The organism is Fimbriimonas ginsengisoli Gsoil 348, assembly GCF_000724625.1.
Lineage (GTDB): Bacteria > Armatimonadota > Fimbriimonadia > Fimbriimonadales > Fimbriimonadaceae > Fimbriimonas > Fimbriimonas ginsengisoli.
The window spans coordinates 2,261,422-2,286,507 of sequence record NZ_CP007139.1; the positions used below are offsets into that span (position 1 = coordinate 2,261,422).

Below are 25,086 nucleotides of genomic sequence, written 5' to 3' on the forward strand. Positions count from 1 at the left end.
GTGCTTTCACTTGTAGTCACCACGGCATTCGTGGCTGGCGAGGCGATCGCGGGATACGCGGCGCATAGCCTGGCTCTCTTGTCCGATGCGGGGCACAACGCCAGCGACGCGCTGGCGCTTGGGCTAGCCGCCTATGCGATCTGGATTTCAAAGCGGCCGGCAAATAGCAAGAAAACGTATGGCTACCACCGTGCGAACATCCTTATCGCTCTATTCAATGCGGCTAGCCTCGTAGTCATCGGCGTGGTCATCCTAGTCGAGGCGTGGCGGTTGGTTCGTACGCCAAAGCCCGCGGAAGGCACGCTGATGATTTGGGTGGCGGGAGTGTCGGTTCTCATGAACACCGTCATTGCTTGGCTCTTAAGCGGCGGGGCCAAAGAGAGCCTCAATATGCGGGCGGCATTTGTTCACATGGCGGGGGACGCTCTTTCGGCCGTGGCGGTGGTCGTTGCCGGCCTAGTCGTGAAACGGACCGGGTGGGTTTACGCGGATCCGCTGGTTTCGGCTCTGATCGCCGTCTTCATCCTCTATACCGCGTGGGGAATCGTGCGGGATGCGACGGACATCTTGCTCGAGAGCGCGCCGAAGGGGTTGGATTTCGACAAGATGGTAAGGGCGATGGGACGGGTGAAGGACGTGAAGTCGGTGCACGACGTCCACGCCTGGACCGTCTCCGACGGAATGAATTACCTCTCGTGCCACGTCGAGCTACCAGAGGGGACACCTATCGAAAAGTGTAGCGAGGTAGTCCGGGAGCTTAACGAGCTTCTCGCCCACGAATTCGGAATCGCTCACGCGACCATCCAAACCGAATTGGCGGGCTCGTGCATTCACCAACACGAGGCGTCCGTGCTCTGCGACGAGAGCGTCGCCCGCCACGAAGGGCATAAGTAGCATCGGCTCCTAGCGGATGAACCGCGGCCTTTCATAGGTCTCGGTTCATCGGCTGGGAGCCGATGCAACGCTGATCAGAATTTGATCAGGTGGGCGAGGGTGAGGGTCGTTCGCTTGTTCTTCGCACCGGAGTCGGAGGCGAAGAGGTCGCGGTTGGAGTTGTCGGCGCGGAGTTCCAGGCGGAACAGCGCGTTCGGGTTAACGGCGTACTCGACCATCGCGGTTAGCGATCCGAGCCGGGTGTTGCCGCCGGTGCGGAGGCCGTCCGGGTCGGAAACGGTGTCGTAGCGAAGGGCGACGCCGACCTTCGACGAGACCTGATCCCGTACGTAAGCGGCAATGCCGCGGAAGTTGCCGGAAGGATCGCCCGGATCTACAGCCTTCGAAGTGCCGTAGTCGGCATTGACGGCGAGCTTGATGTTCGGAGTGAGCTGGTGGGTTAGCACCAGATCTCCGAGGTGAACGGAGGTCTGTCCCGCGGGAGCTCCGAAGAACCCGTTGATGGTGGAAGCCCCCTCGACACCGCCGTAGTAGTTCAAGCTAACATTGGTTTTTGAACCTACGGTACCGGACAACGAAGCGCCGTAGCTCTTCGCGCCGTTGGAGTCTTCGACCTCGTTCCAGCCGTTGACCAGGTAGAGACCGCCGGTCACTCCCTTTCCAAGTGGGCTGGTTGCCCGGACGCCCATGTGGTAGATCGGCTGGCAAACAAAGAAGACGTTGGAGAGCGAGTACAGATCGTTACCAGGGGTAACGATTCCCTCCAGGCCGATCCAGGTCAGGAACTTACCGATGTCGACGGTCGCGCCGGTTTTGGAAACGGCGTAGGTGACGTAAGCCTGCTGGATGTACTTGTAGGTGTCTTTGCCACCGGGCTCGGCCGCGTGAATGATGTCCTGATTCTTCCCCGCGGCGACGCTTAGAGTGAACCCGAAGGGACTCCCCTCTTTGGGAGCTTTCGAGATGTTGAACTGTAGCGCCGCCAACGCGAACTGGTCATGCTTCACATCGAACTGACGCCAGGCCAGGTCGGTGCGGGAGCCCGGCTTGTTGAAGTCGAACTGGTAGTAGAGATCGGCGTGACCGCTGAAGGTCACGTCCTTGAATAGGTCATCCGCCGCTTGCGCGCTGATGATGCTGATCGACGAGAAAATTGCGAGCATCATTGGTCGCGCGAACGATATGCGGTTGTGTTTCATTTCAACTGCCCCACTCAAGGGGATGCGGGGGAGTGTAGGTTGCGGAGAGGTGAAAACGTGGTCACTAAAAGAGCGCTTTTAACCGCATGAAATTGCACTTGGACTCGCGTTAAAGCTGTGTTATCGTGTTGGGCTTATCGTTCCGATTCGTAGGCACGGGGAGACCGGCTTAAACTTCTGCAAAATTTAAGTTGGCAATTGGCGGGGTTTGCCTTACAATGCGTCATCCGCAACGGCGCGGCCTAAATCTTCACTCGACAGGAGGGATGCATGAAGGGTCATCGCCCCGCATCAATTGCGCCGTCTTCGCGGAGCGCCATTTCGGCCGCTACGCGCCCGTCCCATTGGTCTGCCACGTTTCTAAAATCTAAGGGAGGTCGACGCTGTTGACCGTTCTCTGCGCTCCCGGCTTGACTCATCGTCGAGGTGACCGGTGATGTTTTACAGAACTCGCCGAAGCCTCCGCTATCTACGGACCGCCGTGCCGATTCGCACGGTAACTCCGGCCGAACGGATTAAACTCGGCGCCACCGTTTTAGGCGGCAAGTTCCTCGGCCTCGCCCTGCTGTTCTTGCTCCTCGCCGGCGGTTCGGCGCTCATTACGCCCGCTCACGCCGCCGAAACGTATACCGCCCACGAAACGACGATCTTCAACTCGATCAACACCGCGTGGACCTTGCTCGGCGCCTTCCTGGTGTTCGGCATGCAAGCGGGATTCGTCATGCTCGAGGCCGGCTTCGCCCGCCAGAAAGAGACGGTCAACGTTTTGATGGAGTGTATTTTCGACACCTGTCTTTGCGGTTTCCTCTTCTGGGCATTCGGCTACGCCTTCATGTTCGCCGAAGGGAACGCGTTTATCGGAACCCAATGGTTCTTCCTAAACGGCGCGCCCGACACCTATCTCACGACCGGTATCCCGATTCTGGCCCACTGGATCTTCCAGTTCGCATTCGCCGACACCTGCTCGACGATCACATCGGGCGCGATGATCGGCCGGACCAGCTTCCGCGGCGACATCCTTTACAGCATCGCGGTGACCGGCTTCATCTATCCGATTCTCGGCCACTGGTGCTGGGGCCCGGGCGGACTGCTCGCCACGATGGGATCGAAGGATCACTTCCTCCCCTCGATCGGAACCGGCTTCCTCGACTTCGCCGGATCGACGGTCGTTCATACGATCGGCGGCGTGATCTCACTGGCCGGCGCCATCGCTCTAGGCCCTCGCGTGGGCAGGATTTTCGCCCGCGACGACAAGGCTCGCGGTGGTATGCCGCCTCCCCATAACCTCACGGTAGCGGCGGTCGGCGGCTTCCTGCTCTGGTTCGGCTGGTACGGATTTAACCCAGGCAGCACCCTTTCGGCGATGGATGCCCAGGGAATCGGCCGGGTCGCGGCAAACACCACGTTGGCGGCTTGCGCCGGCGGGATGGCGGCCATGCTGGTCGCGCTTTGGTTCGGACCGACGAAGGGCAAGTTCGACTTGGGCTTTACGGTGAACGGATTCCTGGGCGGACTCGTGGCAATCACCTGTCCCTGCTACTGGGTGAACCCGCTCGGGTCGATCCTCTTGGGACTCGTCGCGGGAGTCGTCGTATTCTTCGGCGTCAACTACATCGAGTGGCTACGGATCGACGACCCGGTTGGAGCGGTGACCGTTCACGGCTTCTGCGGAATCTGGGGAACGATTTCCCTCGGCCTCTTCGCCTGCGGAAAATATGGCGTGACCGGGCCTACCGGGGCGGACGATTCGTCGCCGGTTAAGGGTCTCTTCTACGGCGGCGGCCCGACGGTGTTGATCGCCCAAATCATCGGAAGCGCGGTGATCACGATCCTCACGTTCCTCATCGCCATTGTGATTATGAAGGCGCTCCGGGCATTGCCCCATCCTTGGAACCTCCGCGTGGAACCGGAGGGAGAAACCGGTCCCGGCGGACTGGACGTGTTCGAGCACGGCATCGAGGCGTACCCCGCCCAGGCTTAGCTCCCCTTTCGCCGGGCCGCTCGGGCGGCCCGGCTTAACCCGAAGACCATGTATAAAATCGAAGCGATCATTCGCCCCCATCTGTTAGAGGCCGTGAGGGAGGCACTCACCGATCTTCATGTCGTCGGTATCACCGCAAGCGACTGCCGTGGCAGCGGTAGCCAGAGGGGCGTAACCCATTCGTTCCGCGGCTCGCAATATGGCGCCGGCCTTTCCCCCCGGGTCCGTCTCGAGATCGTCGTGACGAACGCTCAGCTCGAGTCGATCGTGGACGCAATTCAGAAGGCGGCTTACACCGGCGAAGTTGGCGACGGCAAGATCTGGGTTACGGCCCTCCACGAGGTGGTCCGGATTCGTACCAACGAGCGAGGCGACGCCGCGCTCGACGTTTAGCTCCGGCCCTTTGTTAAGAAGGGAATTCTGTGTCATAACCTTCGCCACGCCTCAACGACGAGGTGGCCGGAGGATTGATGTTCAAGTCTCGACCCTTTGCCGCCTTTGTCGCGGCAACGCTTTGCACCTCGGCGTTGGCCCAAGCGCCGACTACTCCGGCGGCTCCGGCCATTAATTGGACCGACACCCTCTGGGTGATCATCGCGGCGGCGCTCGTCCTGTTGATGACTCCGGCACTGGCGCTCTTTTACGGCGGAATGGTGCGTCGCAAGAACGTGCTCAGCACCTTCTTACACTCGTTCATCATGCTGGGAATCGTCAGCATTCTCTGGCTGGTGATCGGTTACTCCATCGCGTTCGGTAAGAGCGGCAACGGATGGATCGGCAATCCGATGGAATTCTTTGGCGGCGCCGGCATCTCGATGAAGGCGCCGTATCCGTATTTCAGCCCAGCGGGAACGATTCCGGCGGGAGCGTTCATGCTTTTCCAGATGATGTTCGCCATCATCACCCCTGCCCTTATCTCCGGCGCGATCGCGGAGCGGATGAAGTTTTCCGGCTACGTGATGTTCACCACGCTCTGGTCGCTCCTTATCTACGGGCCGATCGCGTGCTGGGTGTGGAACCCGGGTGGTTGGCTGTTCCAGAAGGGAGCGCTCGACTTTGCGGGGGGCACTGTCGTTCACCTTGCCAGCGGCGTCTCGGCGTTGGCCGCTTGTATGGTGCTCGGCCGGCGGCGCGCGCTCGACCATAAAGAGCCGATCCTGCCGAACAATCTGACGACGACTTTGCTCGGCGCCGGCCTCCTTTGGTTCGGTTGGATCGGGTTCAACGCGGGCTCCGCGTTGGCGGTTGGCGACCTGGCGCTGTCGGCGTTTACCGGAACCCATGTCGCGGCGGCGGCGGGAATGCTGGGGTGGCTGGTTTGCGAGAAGATTCGCTACGGTAAGCCGACCGCGCTGGGCGCGGCATCGGGGCTGGTGGCGGGCCTGGTGGCAATCACGCCGGGGGCCGGTTTTCTTACCCCGATGTCGGCGATTCTCGTCGGCTTCGTCGTGGGAGCGATCTGCTGCATGGCCGTCGGTCTGAAGCACAAGTTCGGCTTCGACGACTCGCTCGACGTGGTGGGGGTGCACGGCGTCGGAGGGCTGCTGGGCGCGATCTGCACCGGGATTTTCGCCAGCGTGGAGATCAACCCGCTCGTGGCGGACGCTTTAAAGACAAACGGCGGAAGGGGCGGACTCATTCTCACCCAACTCATCGCCGTCGCCGTGGTGGGGGCTTTCGCTTTCGTCGGTACTCTCCTTCTTATGAAGCTTACGCAGGCAGTGGTCGGGGTTCGCGCCACGGAGGAAGACGAGTCGACCGGTCTCGACATCGCGTTGCACGGGGAGGCGGGCTACAACCTGTAAAAGCCATGGTGAAAATCGAAGCAATCATTCGCACGCAACGGCTGGAGGATGTTCAGGATGCGCTGGACGCGCTCGACATCTCCGGCATGACGGTGATCGAGGTGCGCGGGAAGGGACGATCCAAGGGGATTACGCACACCTACCGAGGTTCTCAATACACCTTGGCTCTTACTCCCCGGCTGAAGTTGGAGCTCGTGGTTCACGACCATGAGGTTGAAGAGGTTGTGGCCGCAATTCAGAAAGCGGCCCAAACCGGCGAAGTGGGGGACGGCAAGATCTTCCTCTTCCCGGTTGGCGACTCCATCCGCATCCGGACCGGCGAACGGGGGGACGCGGCGCTTTCGTAGTTAGCGTTCCCCGTGGCACGGGCTTCCAGCCCGTGTAAAAAGACTAAGGGCAGGATGCCCTTGGGACCCACTGGCTGGAAGCCAGTGCCACTATGGGTCAGGTAAAATTGCACCCGGAGTTCAATAGAAAAAGTGCCCTACGTAGTTACCGAACCTTGTATCGGCGTGAAAGATAAGAGCTGTATGACCGTCTGCCCGGTGGACTGCATCTACGAAGGCGACACGCAAGTTTTTATCAATCCGGACGAGTGCATCGACTGCGGGCTATGCGAGCCGGAATGCCCGGTCAACGCCATCTTTGTGGACACCGACGTTCCGCCGAATTGGAAGAGCTTTATCGAGCTGAATCTCGTCGAAGGGAAGCGGCTGGCCGGCGGTTAACCAAGCCGACCTTCCACCCGGTATTCTCCCGTTTGAATTGAGCGAAGAGAAGCCGATGGGATCCGACGAAGAGGCTCGCGCGATTCTGCGGCGAGCTCAGGACCAGTTTATTTTGGAATGGGGGCGGATGAGCTCCTCGTGGGGGATCAACCGCACGATGGCGCAGATCCACGCGCTGCTGTTCGTCACCGGAGTACCGCTCGAGGTGAACGAGATCATGGACCGCCTCCAAATCTCGCGTGGCAACGCGAGCATGAACTTGCGGGAGCTCATGGACTGGGGGGTCGTTCGCCGATTTCGCCAGCCGGGTGACCGGAAGGACACCTACGTCAGCGAAACCGATCCGTTCCTTACCTTGGTGAAGATCGTTAAGGAGCGGAAACGGCGGGAGATCGATCCGACCGCCGACGCCCTTCGCGAGGTAATTGCCAAGCTTCCTGAGAACCACTTCAATGCGGATATCCAAAGCCTGAGATCGCGGCTGGCCGCGTTGCTGGAGATCTTCGAGCTGATGGACGCCGCGTATCGACAGGTCTTCGCGTCGGAGCTGAATTTCGACGACGTGCAGATGATGATCGAGAAAGGGACGCACCAGGACTAGACCATGTCGAACCGCGGGAAGGGTCAACTCAAGGCGCTCCCGGTTTTGGCCATCCGCGACGCGGTCCACTTTCCGGGCGCCGTCAATACCGTGCACGTGGCGCGCGACACCTCGCTTCGAGCGGTGCGCCGGGCATTGGCGCAAGATCAGACCCTCGTCGTTCTCAGCCAGCGGGATATGTCCGTCGAGGAGCCGGAGCTCGAGGATCTTTACGACGTCGGGACTCTGAGCGAGATCTTGCAGTCGATTCCGTTGCCCGACGGGAGTCTTCGGGTGGCGTTGCGGTCCCTAGCCCGGGTTCGAGCCCGGGTCACCGAGAGCCAGGGCAACGCCTACTTCGCGGAAACGGACGAGCTGGCCGAAATCTTGGCCGAAGATCCGGAGGGAGAGGCGCTCTGCCGGGCTTGCGTCGCATCGTTCACCCGGATCGTCGAGCTGAACCCGGAGATTCCGCCCGAGGCGCTTCAAGGGTTGGGGCAGGCTCCTAACGGAGGGGCGCTCGCCGATTCGATCTTGCACCACCTTCCGGTGCGGGCGGCGGAGAAGCAGGCGCTGCTACAAGAGCTGGACCACCGCGCCCGTCTGGAGAAGACGCTGGCGCTCCTCAAGCGGGAAGAGGCGGTGCTCGACATTCGGGAGCAGATCCGGGACCGGGTCGACCGCTCGATCGGAGAAGGGCAGCGCGAGCTCTATCTGCGCGAACAGCTCCGCGTCATTCAGGACGAGCTGCGGGAAGCTTCGGCCGAGCTGACGGAGGTTGAGGAGTACCGGGCGAAGGTAGAAAAGGCGGGCATGCCGACCGAGGCACGGGAGCACGCGGAGATCGAGATCCGGCGACTGGACCGAACGCCGGCGGCTTCGCCGGAAGGGATGGTTTTGCGGAACTATCTCGATACTCTGGTTTCCCTTCCTTGGACGCGAGAGACCGCGGACCGGCTCGACGTGAATGCCGCGCAACGGCTGCTCGACGAGCATCATTTCGGGTTGGCGAAGGTGAAGGAACGGATCCTCGACCACCTTGCCGTTCGCCAGCTTCGCGGCTCGTTGCGCGGTCCGATCCTCTGCTTTCTTGGCCCACCGGGGGTGGGGAAGACTTCCATCGGCCGTTCGATCGCCGAGGCGATGGGGAGGCAGTTTTTGCGGATTTCCCTGGGTGGAGTGCGGGATGAGGCCGAGATCCGGGGGCACCGCCGAACTTACGTCGGTTCGATGCCGGGGCGCATTCTCGCTGGGTTGCGGTCGTGCGAATCGCGCAATCCGGTGATCTTGCTGGACGAAATCGACAAGCTTGTCCGCGGCGCCCAGAGCGATCCGACGAGCGCGCTTTTGGAGGCGCTGGATCCGGAGCAGAACATCCGGTTCTCCGACCACTACGTGGAGACGCCGTTTGATCTAAGCCGGGTGCTTTTTATCGCGACCGCCAACCTTCTCGACAACGTTCCGTCGGCACTCCGAGACCGAATGGAGGTGATTCCGTTCCCCAGCTACACGGAGGAAGAGCGGCGCGAAATTGCGACCCGGTTTCTCATTCCTCGGTCCATCGAGGAACACGGGTTAACGCCGGAACAGATGAAGATCACGGACTCCAGCCTCGATCAGTTGGTGGGCGAATACACCCGAGAGGCGGGAGTTCGCGATCTTCGGCGTCAAATCGACACCGTGAGCCGCAAATCGGCGCGGCTGGTGGCGCAGGGGTCGGAGACGGAGGTGGTGCTGGATGAAGGGCGGCTCGCCGCGTTTTTGGGACAGCCGCGGTACCGGCGTATGGCGGTCGATCTGTTGTCCCAGGTTGGGTGCGCCAACGCGATGGTAGTCAGCGAGTGCGGCGGCGACGTCGTCACCGTCGAGGTGAGCCTTACCGAGCCGCTCGGAGAACGACCGGAATTGATTTTGACGGGCAACCTGGGGGCGGTGATGCGGGAATCGGCGCAGGCTGCCTTAACGGCGGTACGAGCGACTTTGGAATCCGGTGGCGACGCCAGGCGCGACGTTCACATCCACGTCCCGGAGGCCGCGGTTCCGAAGGATGGTCCAAGTGCTGGCCTGACTTTGGCGGTGGCCCTCGCCTCGGCATTTTCCAATCGACCAGTGCGAGGCGACGTCGCGATGACGGGCGAGATCACCCTGCGTGGCCGGGTGCTCCCCGTAGGGGGCGTTCCCGAGAAGTTGCTCGCGGCGATCCGGGCGGGCATGACGACCATCATCTTGCCCAAAGAAAACCAACCCGACCTTGCCGAAATCCCCGCCCACGTGCTCGCAAAAATCCAGATCGAGCTAGTGGAGCGGCTGGAGGAAGGGGTTGGGGTGGCGCTGGGCGGCGGGTGAGGTGTTGCGGTGTTCTTGAGCCTTACCCTCTTTGATTGGACGAATGGGTCGAATGGGACATCTGAGTCTCATGTTTCCGATTAGTCCACACGCCAGCGTGCCTCGCACCTGAGCGACGCCCTTAATACGGCAGTTTGGCAACCGCTTTTGATACGAGGGCGATGGAGATGGAGGCGAGGGAGATTAGGCCGGTGCCGCAGCTAAAGCCGGCGAGAAGGACCGGGGCGTAGCGGGACCAGTTTTCGGCTCCGTACCGCTTGGCCATGTAGCGGCGGCCGAACCAAGCGCCGAAGAACTGGGGGATGGTGTTTGCGGGGTAGAGACCGAGACCGCCGGCGAACCCGTAGAAGAAGAGTAGCGGCAATTTAAACAGCCCGAAGATGCCGTAAAGGATCAGGCCGCCGGCGGTGCCGCCTAAGACGTACATCGGCTTGATCGCCTTGGCAAACCAGCCGACCTCGCCATTCGGGCGGGGGACGTTGATCTGCTGCATTACCGACTGGAGCTGGGCTTGGATCGGCCAGAACTTTTGAGCGTACGGGTAGGCCGCGCTGGGCAGCGCGTTCGAATTCCAGAAGAAGCTCCAGAAGGCGAAGCTCGCGATCATGACGATCGGGAACATCGCGATTTCGGCGTAGAGGATGCTGTTCAGCTTCGTGCCGGTGAGCTCGACCTCCCGGAACCGCTGCGCCACCGGACCTTGATCGGCCAGGGGAATCGGCGCGTACCAAACGTCCACCCCTCGATACCCGGATGCGACCACGCTGGCTTCCTTAAGATAGGGGAACGACACGCCGCGGCCGGTGAGGCCGTGCATTCGGGCGGAGATGTAGCTGTTCATCGGGCTCCAAAGGAATCCGAAGAAGATGAGAATCCAGGCCGGGAATTCCGGGATGAGCCACCGGCATAGAACGACAAGGGTGGCAGTCGACCCGAGCCAAGCCGCGAGGGCGATCCAGATTGGAACATCGCCCCGACCGGGGGGCGGGGGGGCAAGGGAAAACTTTCGCTCGATCTGATGTTTTTTGGCGTCGCGAAATGCCTTGAAGACCAAGCCGATCCCCAGGATAGCGACTGCCAGGTTGACGCCGATTCCGGCGGAGAGCCAGAAATCCATGTCGACCGATAGCTTGGTGAGAATGGCGTCGCCGCCGGGGTGGTAATTCGGAAGCAGGCCTGCCTTGTACAGGAGCGGGTTGCCGATGATGAGCGCGGCAACGCTCGCGGCCATGGCGCCCGCCACGATCTCGTATGGGAGCACGAAACCCATGAGTACGTTGCCCAGGCTGAAGCTGAGGCCGACGATGGCGGCGGGGGCAAAGTTGGCCACGTTCTTCGTGTAGTCGGCGAACGGGATCGGGAGTATTTCGACGGAGTGTCCGAACATCGTTCCGGTGAGAACCGGAACCCCGACGTAGACGAGTCCGAATAGGAGCCCGATGACGGTGCCGGTGGAGAAGATCCCCCAGCGCCAGCTCTCCGACCCGGCTTCGCTAAGCGCAGTGGCGCCCGAGGCGGCCACCGGCGCGTACGGGAACGGCAGCTTTTCTACGTCGCTGGTGATGCGGAACAGGGCGTAGCCGAGGCCCATCCAGCTAAGGCGTCCGCAGAGCTCGGTGACGACCAGAAGGATGATCGGCATCAGCCAGTGGGCGTGCCATAGCTCTCGATGAACGAGGCCGGGGCTGGTGGCGGAGGGGACTGCCCAATCGGGGATTTTGTCGGCGATTGGGCGAGCGGCTTGGGAGGTCCGGAAGTAGGCGTTCCAGATGAGGTTCGACATCGGCCCGCCGGCGAGGCCACGTTCGGCGTTCACCACGGTGGTGAGCGACGACGCAATGTAGAAGAGGATGTAGATCTCCTGCTTCCGGAGGGGTTGATAAGAGCGGCGAGCGACCTCCGCGAATAGGACGATCGTGACCCACTCGGCGGCGTCGCCTACCCCTTGGCCGGCGACAAGGCCGAGGTACATGCCACCGGGCACCATGAACAACGCTATGAAGATCGCGCCGATGAGCGTCTTGAGCGTAAACCCGTTTTGAAATTCCGGCTCAGGGGGCGACGCCGGCGGCGTCGCCTCGACCGGATCCAACGCTTCGTTGCGGGCCATCGATGAGCCCTATTCTACTGGCGCTTATGCTTCAAAAACCAATCGTATATTTCATCTCCGGCGTAGACGGCGCTCCAAACGTCGTGACCACCGCCCGGAATGAGGTCGAAGCGCACCTCGGGGTTCCCTAGCTTGCGCACGTTCTCCACCATTCGGCGGGTTTCGTCGTAGGGAACGGAGGGGTCGGAGTCGCCATGGACCGCCCATATCGGGGTCTTCGCGAGCATCCAACACTTGATCCAACTCCCGCCGCCGCAGATCGGAGCGATCGCCGCGAATCGGTCCGGCATCGCCGCCGCCAGCTCCCAAACGCCGAATCCTCCCATGCTGAGGCCGGTCAGGTATTCGCGAGTTTTATCGATCCGGTATCGCTTCTCGAGCTCGTTCACGAGTCCGGAGAGGACCTCGGTGTCCCAGATCTGGCCGTCTGGGCACTGGGGCGAGACGACGATGAAAGGAAGCTTACGTCCGTTGGCGACCTCTTTGGGTGGTCCATGAACCCGGACCTTGCTGAGGTTATCGCCTCGTTCTCCCGAGCCGTGAAGGAAGAGGATGAACGGCCATTTTTGCTTGGGATCGCGCTCGTACCCTTCCGGTAGATCGACCAGAAAGCCGACTCTGATGTGATGCGCCACCCGCAGGCGCCAGACCACGCCGCCTTGGGGCAACCTTTGAGCGCTCGAGAGGGCCGCCGCGGCGACAAGTACCGAAACCATTGCGCGGAAGTCTACACGTCCTCGTGGCACGGCGCTTCCAGCCCGTGTGTATCACGACCATCTTGGTCGTGTAAACCGGCCAAGGGCAGGATGCCCTTGGGACCCACTGGCAAGATGCCAGTGCCACGGCGGGCAAAGTCTGATTAAAAAAAGGTAGACAAAGGGTAATGATCGGGCGACTTCGCGGGGAGCTGATAACGGTTGAAGGGAGCTTGGCGGTCGTCGATTGCGGCGGGGTGGGGTATGAGGTGTCGCTGCCGGAGGCAGTGCTCGTGCGGCTGCCCGCGCCGGGGGAGCCGGTGGAACTGCTGACCCGCCAGATTTTCCGCGAGGACGGGGTGACGCTTTACGGATTTATCGAGTCTTTCCAACGGCGGCTGTTTGATTTGTTGTTGACGGTCCAGGGATGCGGGCCCAAGGCGGCGCTGGCGCTCATCGGCCAGGTTGGGGAGGACGCGGTTGCGGGGGCGATCCTCGCCCAGGACGCGCGGGTGCTTACAAGGGCGAACGGCATCGGCCCCAAGCTTGGCGAGCGGATCATCCTGGAGCTGAAGACGAAGATCCAAGAAGAAGCGCTGTTGAGAAAGATCGAGGCGACGATGGCTCCCAAGAAGAAAGTCGCCCACCCATCGGACGAACTGGTCGACGCGCTTTTGGGGCTGGGATTCCGACGCAACGAAGCGGAGACCGCCGCGAACGACGCCCGTGAACAGTCGGACGACCTTCAGGAACAGCTTCGGTTCGCCCTGAGGGTTCTCCAACGATAGTCAATAGCGGTTGAAGACCAGTAAATTTACGGGTCGTGGAGATTGCTTCGCCGCCGACCATTTTATGTATGGACGAGCGACATAACCCGCAGACGAGTGTGTGGGCTACCTTCGGGATCCTGGTTCTCATCGCACTAGTCGCATGGTCGATGGGCTCCACCGGATTAGCCCTCGCGCTCGGAGCCGGAGCAACCGGCTCGATCCTTGTTACCGTCGTACAGCGCCGCCCGCGGCGCCGTGCGGAGCAGCGAGTAGCGCACATCGCCTCGCCTCGCCATTAAGGCTAAGCAAGACGAAACCTTTACCCGGCCTGACTTTCCCGGTCAGGACCGGGTTTTTTTGTGCTGCCCGGTTGGCGGTTGGCGGTTGGCGGCTAGCGGTTCTTGGGGAGTTAGCGGTTGGCGGTTAGCAGTTGGCGGTTTGGAGGACAGATGCTTCGAGGCAAGGTGGAGTCCAACCTATTCCTGTCCGAGCCGCTAACCGCTAACTGCTAACTGCCAACCCCAAAACGAGTAGACTATCATCTACATATTCTGCCGCCACGGCGTAGGAAGATGGCGATGCCCGTAAACTTCAGCGACATCGCCGGTACTCTCAAGCTGGCCGAACTCACCGCTATGGCTCGAGACAACGAACTGAATCCGAATCCGCTGCCGACCGACGAGCCGGAGCTTTCGCTCCGTCCTCGGCGGCTCGCCGAGTTCATCGGCCAAGAGACGCTTAAGTCGAATCTCGCCGTCTTCTTGAAAGCGGCCCAGCAGCGCGACGAGCCTTTGGATCATGTTCTCTTGTACGGCCCTCCCGGGTTGGGAAAGACGACCCTCGCTCACATCGTGGCGAACGAGATGGACGCGACGATTCACGTGACCTCGGGTCCTGCGGTCGAGCGGCCAGGGGACCTGGTGGGGATCTTGACGAATCTCGACAACGGCTCGGTGCTGTTTATCGACGAGATTCATCGGCTTAGCCGCGCGGTCGAGGAGATCCTCTATCCGGCGATGGAGGACAACAAGGTCGACATCATGATCGGTAAGGGTCCAGCCGCCCGTTCCATCCGCCTCGATGTCCCCCGCTTTACGGTGATCGGCGCGACGACACGCCAGGGTCTCCTGACGGGGCCATTGCGTGACCGGTTCGGCATCATCTCGCACTTCCAGTTCTACGGCGAAGAGGCGCTCTTCCAGATCATCAGCCGCTCGGCCGGGATCTTGGGGTACGCGATCGAGCGCTCGGGGGCGGAGGAGATCGCACGGCGGAGCCGGGGCACCCCCCGAATCGCCAACCGGCTCCTTCGCCGCGTCCGCGACTTCGCCCAAGTGGAAGACCGGCCGACGATCGATGCGGGGATCACGGCAACGGCGTGTAAGGCGCTCGAAGTCGACGAGTTGGGCCTCGACCGGGTCGATCGCACGATCCTACGCATCATGATCGAGCGGTACAAGGGAGGGCCGGTCGGCCTGGACACCCTCGCCGCCAGTACCGGGGAGGACGCCACGACCATCGAGGACGTCTACGAACCGTTCCTACTGCAAATCGGAATGCTCCAACGGACTCCCCGGGGGAGGGTGGTCACCGACCAAGCTTACAAACACCTCGGCCTGAAGCCGCCGAAGCGGCCGTCGGAAGGGACGTTGGATTTCGACGCCGAGAGCTAAAGTATTATCGGCTCCAAGCCGATGAACGAATCAAATTTGCCAGGTGGCAGCCAATGACCGAGGTGTTTGCGTATTAGGAACTACGCTTCGCGGGACGCGCTTGGCGACTATGCTCTCATCGCGTCCCTGATCCCCTAAGGAACGGGATAGACACCATCGCCTACGAGGTCCGGTGGCACTGGTCCGAGGACGGGAACGACATTGCAAGACGCCACGGTCTGAACGAGGACCTTGACGAGAATCCGCGCGTAACCACGGTTACGGCACCGCTTGATCCGGTGGCCGTCGAGGAGTTGTTAGGGCGCCTAAGATCTCTAACTATTCCGCTCGCCTATCACGATAGTGTCGGAAACGTCGACGATATCTCATCCGGTTTTCGCTTCGAGGGAAACGGGTTTGGTCTTGAACTGTATTGGAGCGCAACGAATGCAGATCATTTAGGAGAACTGCGCTCTTTGTTGGACGAATTTGTGCGGCTCTTCCAGCACGCTCTTGAAAACGACGCTTTTCCGTTCACTTGACGAGAAATTGGCACGATTCTGGAGAGACGTCCAATTTCGACGTCATGAGTTGATATGGCCAGAGCGGCTGGCCAATATGGCCCGGTTTTCACTACTCGGGTCATCTTTGGTTTTTTGCGATCCGCTTGGCACCCTTTGCGAGAAACTCCGGAAAAGGGATTTCTCGCGAAGGACGCAAAGAACGGTGGAGATTCGGTGGAAGAGAGGTTGAACCGCAAAGGGCGCAAAGGCATCGCGGCAAGAACAGCGCCTTTAAGGCGGCCACGATCCTCAGCGGCCCCAAACGTCATAGACTATCGCTGTGATCAAGATGCTCTTCCGCAAGCGAGGAAGCCTGCTTTCAGCGCGACTTGCCCAGTTTTTTGGTGTTAGCGCCCAGCAACTGCCGATCAGGGCTCGCGGATTTTCCAGTTTTGACCTTCCGAATTTGCAACTTGCAATTCAGGCCGTCACCCGGGAACGGGGCGGAACACCGGAGACGATCGGCTATTTGAAGTCGATGACGATGTTCTCCAACAGCTTCCGAGATCTCCTCTCGACCGGTGGCTATGACCCTGCCGTTGTTGGTCCTGTCCAGTACCGGCAGGTCGAAACCGGGGTGGGTGAAGAGCTTTCCTGTGTGGAGGAGGGGATTTTCCTGATCAATCTCCCGGTAGGGAAGGTTGCCGCGCTTCTTCGCCAAGACCAAATGAAGGGTTCGCTGCAACTCGAGGTCACCTCTACCAATGAGGGGCTCGCAAGCGACTTCATCTTGTGGGTGCGGGATGCGATCGCCCGGCTAAACGTTTACCGGGGAAAGGTGCTTTCCTTGGAGGGAAAGCAAGAACAGGGGCGGTGCACTTCCCACGAGATCCGCTTTCACCGATTACCGGAAGTAAACCGAGAGCAGATTATCCTGCCTGCAGAGGTGCTGCGAGTATTGGAACGCAATACCATTGGCTTCTTCAAGAATGCTCAGAAGCTCCTCGATAGCGGCCGATCGGTAAAGCGCGGCCTACTTCTATTCGGCAAACCCGGTACGGGCAAGACCTTCACGGCTCGTTGGCTGGCGCAGGCGACGCCAGGACTGACCGTGCTTGTGATGTCCGGCGAGCAGCTATGGTTAATTCGGGAGTGTTGTCAACTCGCGCGAATGCTCGCCCCTTCGCTCGTGATCATGGAAGACGTAGACCTCATTGCCTCGGCGAGAGACGAGTCGCGCCACCCGATGTATCAGGTCACATTGCACCAGCTCCTGAACGAGATGGACGGCATCGAAGCGCCGGCGCCGATCCTATTCTTGCTTACAACAAACCGCCCAGACGCGATCGAGCCGGCCATCGCTTCCCGTCCTGGCCGAATCGACCAAGCGATCGAATATCCCCTTCCCGACGCCGATTGCCGCCGGCAACTGATTGAACTGTACAGTCGCGGGCTTGTGTTAGAGGTTCGCGACATCGACACCATCGTGGCGCGAACGGAAGGAGCGAGCCCGGCTTTCATTCAGGAGATGCTCCGCAAAGCCGCCCTCTTTGCCGCCGAGGAGCCTTCGAGCGACATGCTGCGCGTGACCGACGAGCACTGTCAAGCCGCCCTCCGCGAACTGCTCTTCTCCGGCGGCGAGCTAACGCGCCGCCTTCTGGGATTCAGTACTGAAGGTTGAGATTTACGAGGGCGTGATGGCCGTCCCTCACCGCAATCCATCGTCCCCCGCGCGTCAGGCGTTGTATCCCGCGGTGGCGGGAACGTGGCCGTTGCCCAGTCACGCCGCGTCAGTCGAGGATGGCTACATTAATGGGACAAACGGGAACATCTGGGACTTATTGGTCGCATGTGTCTCATCCGTCCCATCAAGCCACAGGCAACACGCCACAGTCCACATGCTGATGGCCGATGCTACGTGTGGTACTCGGCGTTGATTCTTACGTAGCCGTAGCCGAAGTCGCAGGTGTAGACCTTGGCGGAGGGGCCTTCGCCTAGGTTTAGGTCAATCACTACGTGGTCTGACTTTAGGGCGGAGGAGACTCGCTTCGGGTCGAACGAGGCGGGGGCGCCGTCTTCGAAGAGGACGTGCTCTTCGTCGCCGGCGAGCAGCGACAGGCTGACGTCGGCGGTGGTGAACGGGACGCCGGCGCGGCCGGCGGCCATTAGGATTCGGCCCCAGTTCGGGTCGCAGCCGAACATGGCGGTCTTCACAAGCGGCGATTCGCCGATGGTGCGGGCGATCTTAATCGGGTCACTCGTCCCTTGCACCCGGATCTCGACCAACTTGGTTGCGCCTTCGCCGTCGCGGGCGATTTGTTTAGCCAAAGACACGCAGACTCCTTCTAGCGCCGCTTCGAACTCGGCTTCGCTGGCTCGAATTCCAGACGCTCCGTTCGCGAGGAGCAAGAGCATGTCATTCGTCGACGTGTCTCCGTCCACCGTCATACAGTTGAAGCTCCGGTCGGAGACCCTTTTGAGGATCGCCGGCAGGTCGAGGCCGCTTGCATCCAAGTCGGTGACCACGAAGCCGAGCATCGTGGCCATATTGGGGGCGATCATCCCGGAGCCTTTGGCGACACCATAGAACACGCCGTAGGGACCGGCCGGGGCGGGGCGTTCGTTGGCGTTGAACCGCGCGTCGACAACGACCGAGGGCTCTTCTCCCGGCACGCAGGTGGTCCAAGCCCACTTTTCGACCAGATCGGTCGTCAGAATCGCGTCCATGTAAGGGCGCGGGTCGTCGCCCAGCTTGGTTCCGGCTTCGCGGATGCCCCGCTCGACCTTAGCCATGTCGAGCAGGTGGCCGATGACTCCGGTCGAGGCGACGGCGACCTCGTTCGGCTCCGTACCCAGGGCGGCGGCGGCCCATTCGGACATCTTCTGCGTATCCCGGACCCCTTGCTCGCCCGTGCAACAGTTGGCGTTTCCGCTGTTGACCACCACCGCTCGAAGCGTCCCGCCGGAGATCACGTCGCGCGAATGGTCCACGCAAGCGGCCCGAACGAAGTTGGTCGTGAACACGCCGGCGGCTTGGGCGAGGACGTCGGAGACGATCATGCCGAGATCGTTCCGCTTGTTCTTCAGGCCGCACCGGACGCCGGCGAATCGAAATCCTTTAGGGGTCAAGGCCAGATACCATCCTTGGGCAAGCCGGTGTCCTCGGGAAGGCCGAGCATCAGGTTCATATTTTGGATCGCCTGCCCCGCTGCGCCTTTGACCAAGTTGTCGATCACGCTGCAGACCACCGCGAAACCGGTCCGCGCGTCGTAATCCACGAAGATGTCGCATCGGTTGGAGCCGAGTACCTGTTTGGTCGATGGGGGAGTGTCGCGTACCGACACAAACGGCTCCGAGCGGTAGGATTCGCGGAAGAGTTCACGTAGGGCGTCGCGGCTCGAGTCTCCGACTTGCACGTGGCACGTCGCCTCGAGCCCGCGGGCGGCAGGGATGAGGTGCGGGGTGAACCGAACCGGACGCCCGGCGAGCTGCTCGATTTCGGGGTTGTGCCGGTGGCCCGTGACCGCGTACGGCTTGAAGCCGCCGCTTAATTCGGAGAAGAGGTAGTCCGTCTCTTTCTTCGATCGTCCGGCACCGGAGACTCCCGACTTCGCGTCGACGACCGGCGTCCCCTGCGCGAGGCCGGCTCGGATGAGCGGCATGATCGCGAGGAGCGTCGCGGTGGGATAGCACCCGGGGTTCGCGATGAGGGGGGATGCGGCGATCCGCTCGCGGTCGACCAACTCAGGAAGCCCGTACTCCGGCTCGCCACCGAGGTCGGGGTTGGTGTGCGGGCGTCCGTAGGTGCGTTCGAACACGCCGTGGTCCTTGAGGCGAAAATCGGCCGAGAGGTCGATCACTTTCGCGTGGCCCACGAGGTTCGCCGCGTGCTCCATGGCGAAGCCTGCCTCTTGGCAGAGAAAAACGACGTCGACATCCACTTTCTCCGGCTCGAACGCGGTCAGAGTGAGGTCGGTGGAGAGCCACGGGCACTCGTCGCGCAACGCCCGTCCGGCGCTACGGCCGGAGGTCGCTACCGTCACGGTCGCGCACGGGTGGCTGGAAAGTAGACGGACGATCTCCGCCCCTCCATACCCACTCGCCCCCACGACCGCGACTCGATAGCTACCCGCCATCTAAAGAGGGTACCTCCCCGCCGCACTCAAACCCGTAGCGTCGGCGCCCTCGCCGATGCCTCCGGGGCCCCGCTGCTTGGGCTGCCGGCTGGAAGCCGGCGCCACGGCCTAGCCGTGACCGACGGCCCCGAGCAACTTCTGCATCACCGAGGGGCGGGGCATCTGCATGACGTTCTCGATTCGGGTTGGGATGCCGACGACTTCCAATACCTTGGGATCGTTTTGGATGCCGACCATTCCGGAGCGGAAGCCGTGGCGTTCCCAGGCGATGCGTTGGATCTCCGGGTCTTTCAGCGCACCCAGGAGGCGTTCGCCGTTGGGCGTCAGGGCGATCATTGGGTGGTTGCTCCATACCGTGGGGCGTGGATAGAGGATGCGGATCTGCTGCTTGATGAGTGGCGCGTGCTCAGGGTGCTGAAGCACGAATTCGACGAGCTGGTTCTCGTAGCCGACCATGATCGGATTCGATCCCATCCCCTGCGTCACGAACTGCGAGAAGAGGTCGGCCGAGCTGCGCTCCATCAAGCCGAGCTGAGCGAAAAAGGACTTCGTAGGCCCCAAAACGTGGTCCACGTTCGCATCGGTAACGACTTTGCCGTCGTTGAGGAGGTTGGCGAGCAGGCCGCAAAACATCATTCCCGAGTTGCTCGTGGTTGGGTCGGTCGTGTGGATCGACACCGCGCCGTAGAGGTCGCCCAAACCGAGGCTCTCCCACTTAGCTCCCTTTTGAATCTTGTCGATGAGCCCGCGGAAATCGGTGACGTAGTACGCGCCGTCGATTTGCTTCACAAGGTGCGCCTGCTGCAGTGCCTGCACAACCTTGTCCCATGAGTAGAGCACCACCGGCGAGTTGAAGATCACCTCGTTTCGCGAGCCGGTTGTGTCTTTCTCCTTGAACATCTCCAGCGCGACCTGGCTGGAAGGCCAAGCGAAGTCTTTGCCTGTGAGCCCGGTCATCTCCAGCGAGCCGGCCTTATCCGCTTTCACAGTGAGGCCGAACCGGTCGTGAAGGATGTTCGCCACCGCCGGATCGTTCAGAAGGTCGATTTTCTCACCACCCACTGGTCCGGTAACGGTGACCGGCTCTCCGACGGGAGCGGCTCCGGTGGGAGAGGAAGTCTTATGTGTCAGGAAATATGCGCCGACCGAGACGGCGACCACGGCGACGAGCAAGGCAATTCCGGCATTCGATTTCATGTGGATGGGCCACCTACGTTATAAAGCTGTCCGAGCTCCTCGACGTTCAGCTGGTAACCCTCGAGCGCGGCTTTGGTGCTGCTCGCGCTCTCCAGGTTGAGCCTCGTCAGGAGGGTATCGAGTTGTTGGGAGTGTTTCTCCAGCAGGTTCTTGTAAGCCGCGGCGATCGTGGGGTCGGATTGGTCCGAGGCGGCAAAGTCGTTCGTTGCGAGAGCAATAATATTGAGCGACGGGCGGATATAGCTTTGCCAGTTTTGGCTCTGACCGGCTTCGATGAGTCGCGACCGGACGGTGCCCGCTTTCCGAATCAGCGCGGACAGGTTCTCTCGCGGTGCGGGTTGAAGCTTCGGGAGCATCGCGGAAAGCTTCAAAAGGGTCGTGCTCTCGTCCTGCTCCCGAAGCTCGTCCGACGGTGTTCGTCCTGCCATCGCGATCTGCGTTCCAGCAAACGCGGCGGCGGATAGAACTAGGCTGAGGGCTAACCCGGGCAAGAAGCCGAGCGGCGAAAGTGCCACGAAGAAGAGAAAAAGGAAGACGGCGGAGGCGACGACTCCCGGAACGATCCTCATCAGTTGTAGCCGCTCACTTCCCGGAACGTTTTGACCAGATCCTTCTTGCCGTCGAAATACTTGGCGCTCGTCCGTTTGGCGATCTCTTGAAGCTGGCTATCGTCCGCGTCACCGAAGCCGATCGAGTAGACCGGAACCTTCACACCGGTCTGGCTCATCTTGGCCATGACCTCTTCAACGCTGCCCGAGTCGGACCGCCCGTCCGTCATCAGCTCCACGGACACCATGTGCCTTTCTAGATTGGGAATCGATTTGAAGTACCCGATGGCTTCCTCCACCGGGAGAAAGATGTCGGTGCCGCCTCTGATCGACTCCGCCTGCACCTTGGCGTTCAGGTCCCGAAGCTCCTTCGGGTCGTTCCCACGTACCACCCACTGGTGGATGACCTCCGAATCGAACGTGATCACGACGGTGATATCGTCGGGGCCGATGTCTAGGAAGTGCTTCCGGGCCTCCTCCGGGTCCAAGATCAGGCGCATTGCCTGTTTCACTTGCCGCTGCCCCTCGCCCTCCATGCTGCCGGAGAAGTCGAGGCAGTAGGCGCGGGCGATCGGCCGCCTCAAGACGGTTTGGTAGAGCGAGAGCCCCTTCTCGATGACTTGGGGGCTCGGAAACCGGATCGGCTGCAGCACGCGTTTCATGTCCACGCCCCAATCGGGGCTGAACGCCGCCGAGTCGTTCGAAGCGGTTCCCATACCGGCGGCGCCGACCCGCCACCCCTGCCGCATGATTTCCTGCTGTGCCTCGGGCGACTGCAGGAATTGTTGGAGACCGCGGATGAATTGGTGCTTCTTGTCGTCGCCGTGGTCCACGTAGTACATCGGGCAGTCGGCGATCGTCAGGCCGTCGACCGGATACACGGCGTAGAGCGGTTCGCGGCCGCTGGAGGCGAGGGTTCGGTTCGCTTCTATCCCCATCGACTCGTAATTGATCATCGAGTTGAACTCGTCGTAATGGTCGATGAAGTAATCCTTCGCCCATTTGGAGCTGCCGAACGAGTGCTTGATGTTGTCGTAAAAGCTCTTGATTTTCTTGCGGACATCGGGGCGGTTCAGGTGCTCTTCGCCGAGCACCGCGGGGGCTCCGCTGAACGCGCTGAGGTAGCCGAAGTAAGCGGAGGCTCCGGAGTTCGATTGCGTCGCCGAGGTGACGAGCATATTCAGCTTCCCGGACTGATTGGCAGGGAGGATGTCTTGCATCTTCACCGTCTTGCCGATCCACCCGAGTTCCTTCGCCGTCGACCGCTTCACCCACAGGATCACCGGGGTCCGCATGATGCTCTGACCCTCTTTCACCTGCGAATTGCCGCCTAAGGTGACCCACATCGAATTCGAGGGCCAGATCGCGTCGTAGCGGTTATCGCCGCTTTTAAGACCGAGCATGATGTCGACGGCGCCCTTGGATTCGAACGTCACTTGCACCCCCGCCTTGCGGGCGTATTGCTCGACCAGAGGCCGGAGCGGCTCGGTTTCGGAGCCGGTTAGGAAGGAGACGGACGCGGGGTTGAGCGCGATTCCGGGGGTGTAGTCGACCGCCGGCCGACAGCCGGCCCCGATTACCGCGATCCCCACGGCGAATACCAGAAACCGACTTTTCGTCATCTTCTTAACCAACTGTATACGAAAGCACGGCCGCCCGTATAGGTTGGGTTGCGGGGGTTTGGAACGCCTTAACAATTGGAGAATTGTTAAGATCGGCAGCGAGGCAAGCGCGAATGAGTTCTTAACAATTGCTCGCAGCTTCCCAGGTCAATTGCGGCCGCCGGTGGTGGCGATGCCTTGGATGAAGGTGCGTTGGGCGAAGAAGAAGATCACCACGACCGGGAGGGTGAAGAGAGTGGCGGCGGCCATTAGAAGCGTCCACTGGCCGCCGTTCTTGGACATGAACTGCTGCAGGCCGTAAGCCACGGTGTACTTCTGCGGGTCGTTCAGGTACAGGAGGGGGCCAAGGAAGTCGTTCCAGGTCCCGACGAACTGGAAGAGGGCGCAGGTCGCCAGCGCGGGCTTGGAGAGGGGAAGCATCAAGCGGGTGAAGATCCGCCACTCGCCCGCCCCGTCGAGCCGCGCCGCTTCCGCCATCTCGTCGGGCAGCGTCCGGTAGAACTGGGTGAGCAAGAAGATAAAGAACGGAACGCCGAAGAATGCCGGTACGGTCAGCGGAAGGTAGGAGCCGTACCAGCCGAGCGCCCGGTACATGGCGAACACCGGCACCATCGTGACCTGGCCGGGGATCGCCATAGTCGCGACCATGACGAGAAACAGCCCGTCCCGGCCGATGAACCGCATCCGGGCGAAGCCGTACGCAACCACCGCGCTGCTCAGAACCGCGCCCAAGATGTTCATCAGGCAGAGAAACGCGGTGTTCCGTACGTACACGCGAAGGGGGAGGGCGGTGAGCGCGTCCGGGTAGTTCTTGAGGTTGACGGGGCGCGGAACCAGGCTCTTGAGGCTAACCGTCGGCGCGCCCTTTCCTTCGGTGGCGAAGACCTGCTTGTCGGTCTTTAGCGAAGTCGAAACCATCCAGGCCATCGGCAACAGGGCCGGTATGGAGAGCACGACGAGGGCGAGCCACACGAGTAGCTTGCGACCGCGATCGGCTCTATTTGCCACGTCCCAACCTCCGTTGTCTTGCGATCTCGTCTTGAAGGTGGGTGGCGAGGGTGTCTAACGCTTGGTCGGCGGTTTGGCTCCCGCGGGTAGCGACGTCGTTCGCTTTTTGGATCTCGTTGGTGATGAACGACTGGAGCGGCCCGGAGGGCGGGATCTCGAGATTCGGGCTGCGGATGAGCTGCACGAACGGGGCGAACGTGGGGAACTTGCGAAGGTATGCCTGGTACGCGGAGCTCTTGGCGACGCGGTCGCAATAAGGTAGCCAGCCCATGTCGACCACGTTCTTCGCGCCCGTCTCCGGGTCGTCCATTCCGGTCCAGAACTTCACGAAGGCGAGGGCGCCCTGCGGGTTATGCGAAGCGCGTGGGATTACCATGTAGTTGGCGTTCGTGAACGAGGCAAGCGGGCGTCCCCCCTTGGGCGGCGGAAGCGGCGCGACGCAGTAGCGGAGATCCGGCGCGAACTGGGCGGTCTGCTTTACCCGCCACTGGCCGTCGAGCATTACCGAGTAGTTTCCGGCGATCAAAGGGGCATTTACGCCGGCATCGGCGGCGAGCGTGGAATTGAAACGGGTTACGCGGTCGAAGCCGAGCCGCTTGAAGGAATCGACGATGAAGCCGAGGGCTCGCCGTTGCTCCTTGGTCGCGACGACCGGTCCGTCGGGGCCGTTGAAGCTGCCTCCGAAGGTAGGGGTGAGCTGCTCGAAATAGCGCGGGAGAAAACCGACTCGCCGCAGGCGTCCCTGCTCATCGTGCCGGTCGAGCTGCTTCGCTACATCCGCCAGCTCCTCCATCGTTTGCGGGAGGTGGTTCTCGTCGCGTCCGATTTCCTTGAGGTGGTCCAGGCGGTAATAGCAGGCATACACGTCGACGCCGGCGATGAGCGCCATGATGTGCCCTTGGTAAGTCGCGTGCTTTTGAATGACCGGATACGCCTCTTGCTTAAATCGTGCACGCTCTTCCGGTGTCATCAGCGCATCGATCGGCTGGATGAGCCCGCGCTCGCTCCACATACCGAGGATCGGGTTCCACTGGCTGACGAGGTCGGGAGACGTGCCGCCGGCGGCGGAGAGGAGGAACTTCGTTTCCGATCCTTCGGCGGGAATCTGGAGCGGGATCACTTCGTATCGGCTCTGGCTGGCATTGAAGCGCTTACAGATGTTCTCCACGACCGGCAACCACTCGCCGGACCACATGTGCCAGAAGTAGACCGGCTCCCGTTTCCGGTCATGGACGAGCGGCGGCGGGGCGGGCGCGAGGACGATCAGCATCGCCAGCGCGAGTGCGCCGCCGAGGACGACCTTCAAAGAAAT

At 61.4% G+C, this 25,086-nt stretch carries 22 protein-coding genes; 12 read left to right on the top strand and 10 right to left on the bottom strand.

The genetic code is table 11. From position 1 onward, the window contains the following. Positions 1–894, top strand: a complete 894-nt coding sequence (locus tag OP10G_RS10350) for a cation diffusion facilitator family transporter (protein ID WP_158409194.1) — start codon at positions 1–3, stop codon at positions 892–894. A gap of 74 nt (positions 895–968) precedes the next feature. Here OP10G_RS10350 and OP10G_RS10355 read toward each other — a convergent pair whose 3' ends face one another. Then, positions 969–2,060, bottom strand: coding sequence for an outer membrane beta-barrel protein (locus OP10G_RS10355; protein WP_025225962.1), 1,092 nt, complete (start codon positions 2,058–2,060; stop codon positions 969–971). Between the two features lie 514 nt (positions 2,061–2,574). On the opposite strand from OP10G_RS10355, the gene OP10G_RS10360 reads away from it, so the two are divergent. The 7 genes from OP10G_RS10360 (at position 2,575) to lon (ending at position 9,533) form a co-directional block, all read left to right on the top strand. Further along, positions 2,575–4,074 (top strand): ammonium transporter, encoded by a 1,500-nt coding sequence (locus OP10G_RS10360; RefSeq protein ID WP_227625106.1) that lies wholly within the window; start codon positions 2,575–2,577, stop codon positions 4,072–4,074. Positions 4,075–4,122: 48 nt separating this feature from the next. Continuing rightward, on the top strand, positions 4,123–4,467 hold the full coding sequence (locus OP10G_RS10365) for a P-II family nitrogen regulator (RefSeq protein ID WP_025225960.1): 345 nt from the start codon (positions 4,123–4,125) through the stop codon (positions 4,465–4,467). Between the two features lie 77 nt (positions 4,468–4,544). Next, the gene (locus tag OP10G_RS10370) at positions 4,545–5,879 is read left to right on the top strand and encodes an ammonium transporter (RefSeq protein WP_227625107.1); all 1,335 of its coding nucleotides are present in this window, start codon (positions 4,545–4,547) and stop codon (positions 5,877–5,879) included. 5 nt (positions 5,880–5,884) lie between these two features. Then, a complete protein-coding gene (locus tag OP10G_RS10375; RefSeq protein WP_025225958.1) occupies positions 5,885–6,226 on the top strand; it encodes a P-II family nitrogen regulator in 342 nt (113 codons plus the stop codon). Positions 6,227–6,358: 132 nt separating this feature from the next. Further along, positions 6,359–6,607, top strand: a complete 249-nt coding sequence (locus OP10G_RS10380; protein ID WP_025225957.1) for an indolepyruvate ferredoxin oxidoreductase subunit alpha — start codon at positions 6,359–6,361, stop codon at positions 6,605–6,607. A gap of 37 nt (positions 6,608–6,644) precedes the next feature. Then, the gene (locus OP10G_RS10385) at positions 6,645–7,208 is read left to right on the top strand and encodes a GbsR/MarR family transcriptional regulator (protein WP_025225956.1); all 564 of its coding nucleotides are present in this window, start codon (positions 6,645–6,647) and stop codon (positions 7,206–7,208) included. A gap of 3 nt (positions 7,209–7,211) precedes the next feature. Then, positions 7,212–9,533 carry an endopeptidase La gene (gene lon, locus OP10G_RS10390; protein WP_025225955.1) on the top strand — a complete coding sequence of 774 codons (2,322 nt, stop codon included), beginning with the start codon at positions 7,212–7,214 and terminating at the stop codon, positions 9,531–9,533. A 121-nt stretch (positions 9,534–9,654) separates the two neighbouring features. Here lon and OP10G_RS10395 read toward each other — a convergent pair whose 3' ends face one another. Continuing rightward, positions 9,655–11,643, bottom strand: coding sequence for an OPT family oligopeptide transporter (locus OP10G_RS10395; protein WP_025225954.1), 1,989 nt, complete (start codon positions 11,641–11,643; stop codon positions 9,655–9,657). A gap of 14 nt (positions 11,644–11,657) precedes the next feature. Continuing rightward, the gene (locus OP10G_RS10400) at positions 11,658–12,359 is read right to left on the bottom strand and encodes a carboxylesterase family protein (RefSeq protein WP_025225953.1); all 702 of its coding nucleotides are present in this window, start codon (positions 12,357–12,359) and stop codon (positions 11,658–11,660) included. A 167-nt stretch (positions 12,360–12,526) separates the two neighbouring features. On the opposite strand from OP10G_RS10400, the gene ruvA reads away from it, so the two are divergent. The 4 genes from ruvA (at position 12,527) to OP10G_RS10420 (ending at position 16,944) form a co-directional block, all read left to right on the top strand. Continuing rightward, positions 12,527–13,126 (top strand): Holliday junction branch migration protein RuvA, encoded by a 600-nt coding sequence (ruvA, locus tag OP10G_RS10405; RefSeq protein ID WP_025225952.1) that lies wholly within the window; start codon positions 12,527–12,529, stop codon positions 13,124–13,126. A gap of 68 nt (positions 13,127–13,194) precedes the next feature. Beyond that, positions 13,195–13,407, top strand: a complete 213-nt coding sequence (locus tag OP10G_RS26255) for a hypothetical protein (RefSeq protein WP_144241091.1) — start codon at positions 13,195–13,197, stop codon at positions 13,405–13,407. Positions 13,408–13,686: 279 nt separating this feature from the next. Next, positions 13,687–14,781, top strand: coding sequence for a Holliday junction branch migration DNA helicase RuvB (gene ruvB / locus OP10G_RS10410; RefSeq protein WP_084179068.1), 1,095 nt, complete (start codon positions 13,687–13,689; stop codon positions 14,779–14,781). An 831-nt stretch (positions 14,782–15,612) separates the two neighbouring features. Then, on the top strand, positions 15,613–16,944 hold the full coding sequence (locus OP10G_RS10420; RefSeq protein ID WP_227625131.1) for an AAA family ATPase: 1,332 nt from the start codon (positions 15,613–15,615) through the stop codon (positions 16,942–16,944). Between the two features lie 233 nt (positions 16,945–17,177). Here the strand turns inward: OP10G_RS10420 and OP10G_RS10425 are convergent, their stop codons facing one another. From OP10G_RS10425 to OP10G_RS10455, 7 genes are all read right to left on the bottom strand, one after another. Beyond that, the gene (locus OP10G_RS10425) at positions 17,178–18,392 is read right to left on the bottom strand and encodes a bifunctional ornithine acetyltransferase/N-acetylglutamate synthase (protein ID WP_025225948.1); all 1,215 of its coding nucleotides are present in this window, start codon (positions 18,390–18,392) and stop codon (positions 17,178–17,180) included. After that, positions 18,389–19,399, bottom strand: coding sequence for an N-acetyl-gamma-glutamyl-phosphate reductase (argC, locus tag OP10G_RS10430; RefSeq protein ID WP_025225947.1), 1,011 nt, complete (start codon positions 19,397–19,399; stop codon positions 18,389–18,391). The genes OP10G_RS10425 and argC overlap by 4 nt, the downstream gene beginning before the upstream one ends. Before the next feature lie 108 nt (positions 19,400–19,507). Further along, a complete protein-coding gene (locus OP10G_RS10435) occupies positions 19,508–20,596 on the bottom strand; it encodes a substrate-binding domain-containing protein (RefSeq protein ID WP_025225946.1) in 1,089 nt (362 codons plus the stop codon). Next, positions 20,593–21,165, bottom strand: coding sequence for a hypothetical protein (locus OP10G_RS10440; RefSeq protein ID WP_025225945.1), 573 nt, complete (start codon positions 21,163–21,165; stop codon positions 20,593–20,595). Before OP10G_RS10440 ends, OP10G_RS10435 begins: the two co-directional genes overlap by 4 nt. After that, positions 21,165–22,766 carry a substrate-binding domain-containing protein gene (locus OP10G_RS10445; RefSeq protein WP_144241092.1) on the bottom strand — a complete coding sequence of 534 codons (1,602 nt, stop codon included), beginning with the start codon at positions 22,764–22,766 and terminating at the stop codon, positions 21,165–21,167. The genes OP10G_RS10440 and OP10G_RS10445 overlap by 1 nt, the downstream gene beginning before the upstream one ends. A 147-nt stretch (positions 22,767–22,913) precedes the next feature. Continuing rightward, on the bottom strand, positions 22,914–23,774 hold the full coding sequence (locus tag OP10G_RS10450) for a carbohydrate ABC transporter permease (RefSeq protein ID WP_038472967.1): 861 nt from the start codon (positions 23,772–23,774) through the stop codon (positions 22,914–22,916). Next, positions 23,764–25,080, bottom strand: a complete 1,317-nt coding sequence (locus tag OP10G_RS10455) for an extracellular solute-binding protein (RefSeq protein ID WP_144241093.1) — start codon at positions 25,078–25,080, stop codon at positions 23,764–23,766. Before OP10G_RS10455 ends, OP10G_RS10450 begins: the two co-directional genes overlap by 11 nt. Positions 25,081–25,086 lie beyond the last annotated feature (6 nt).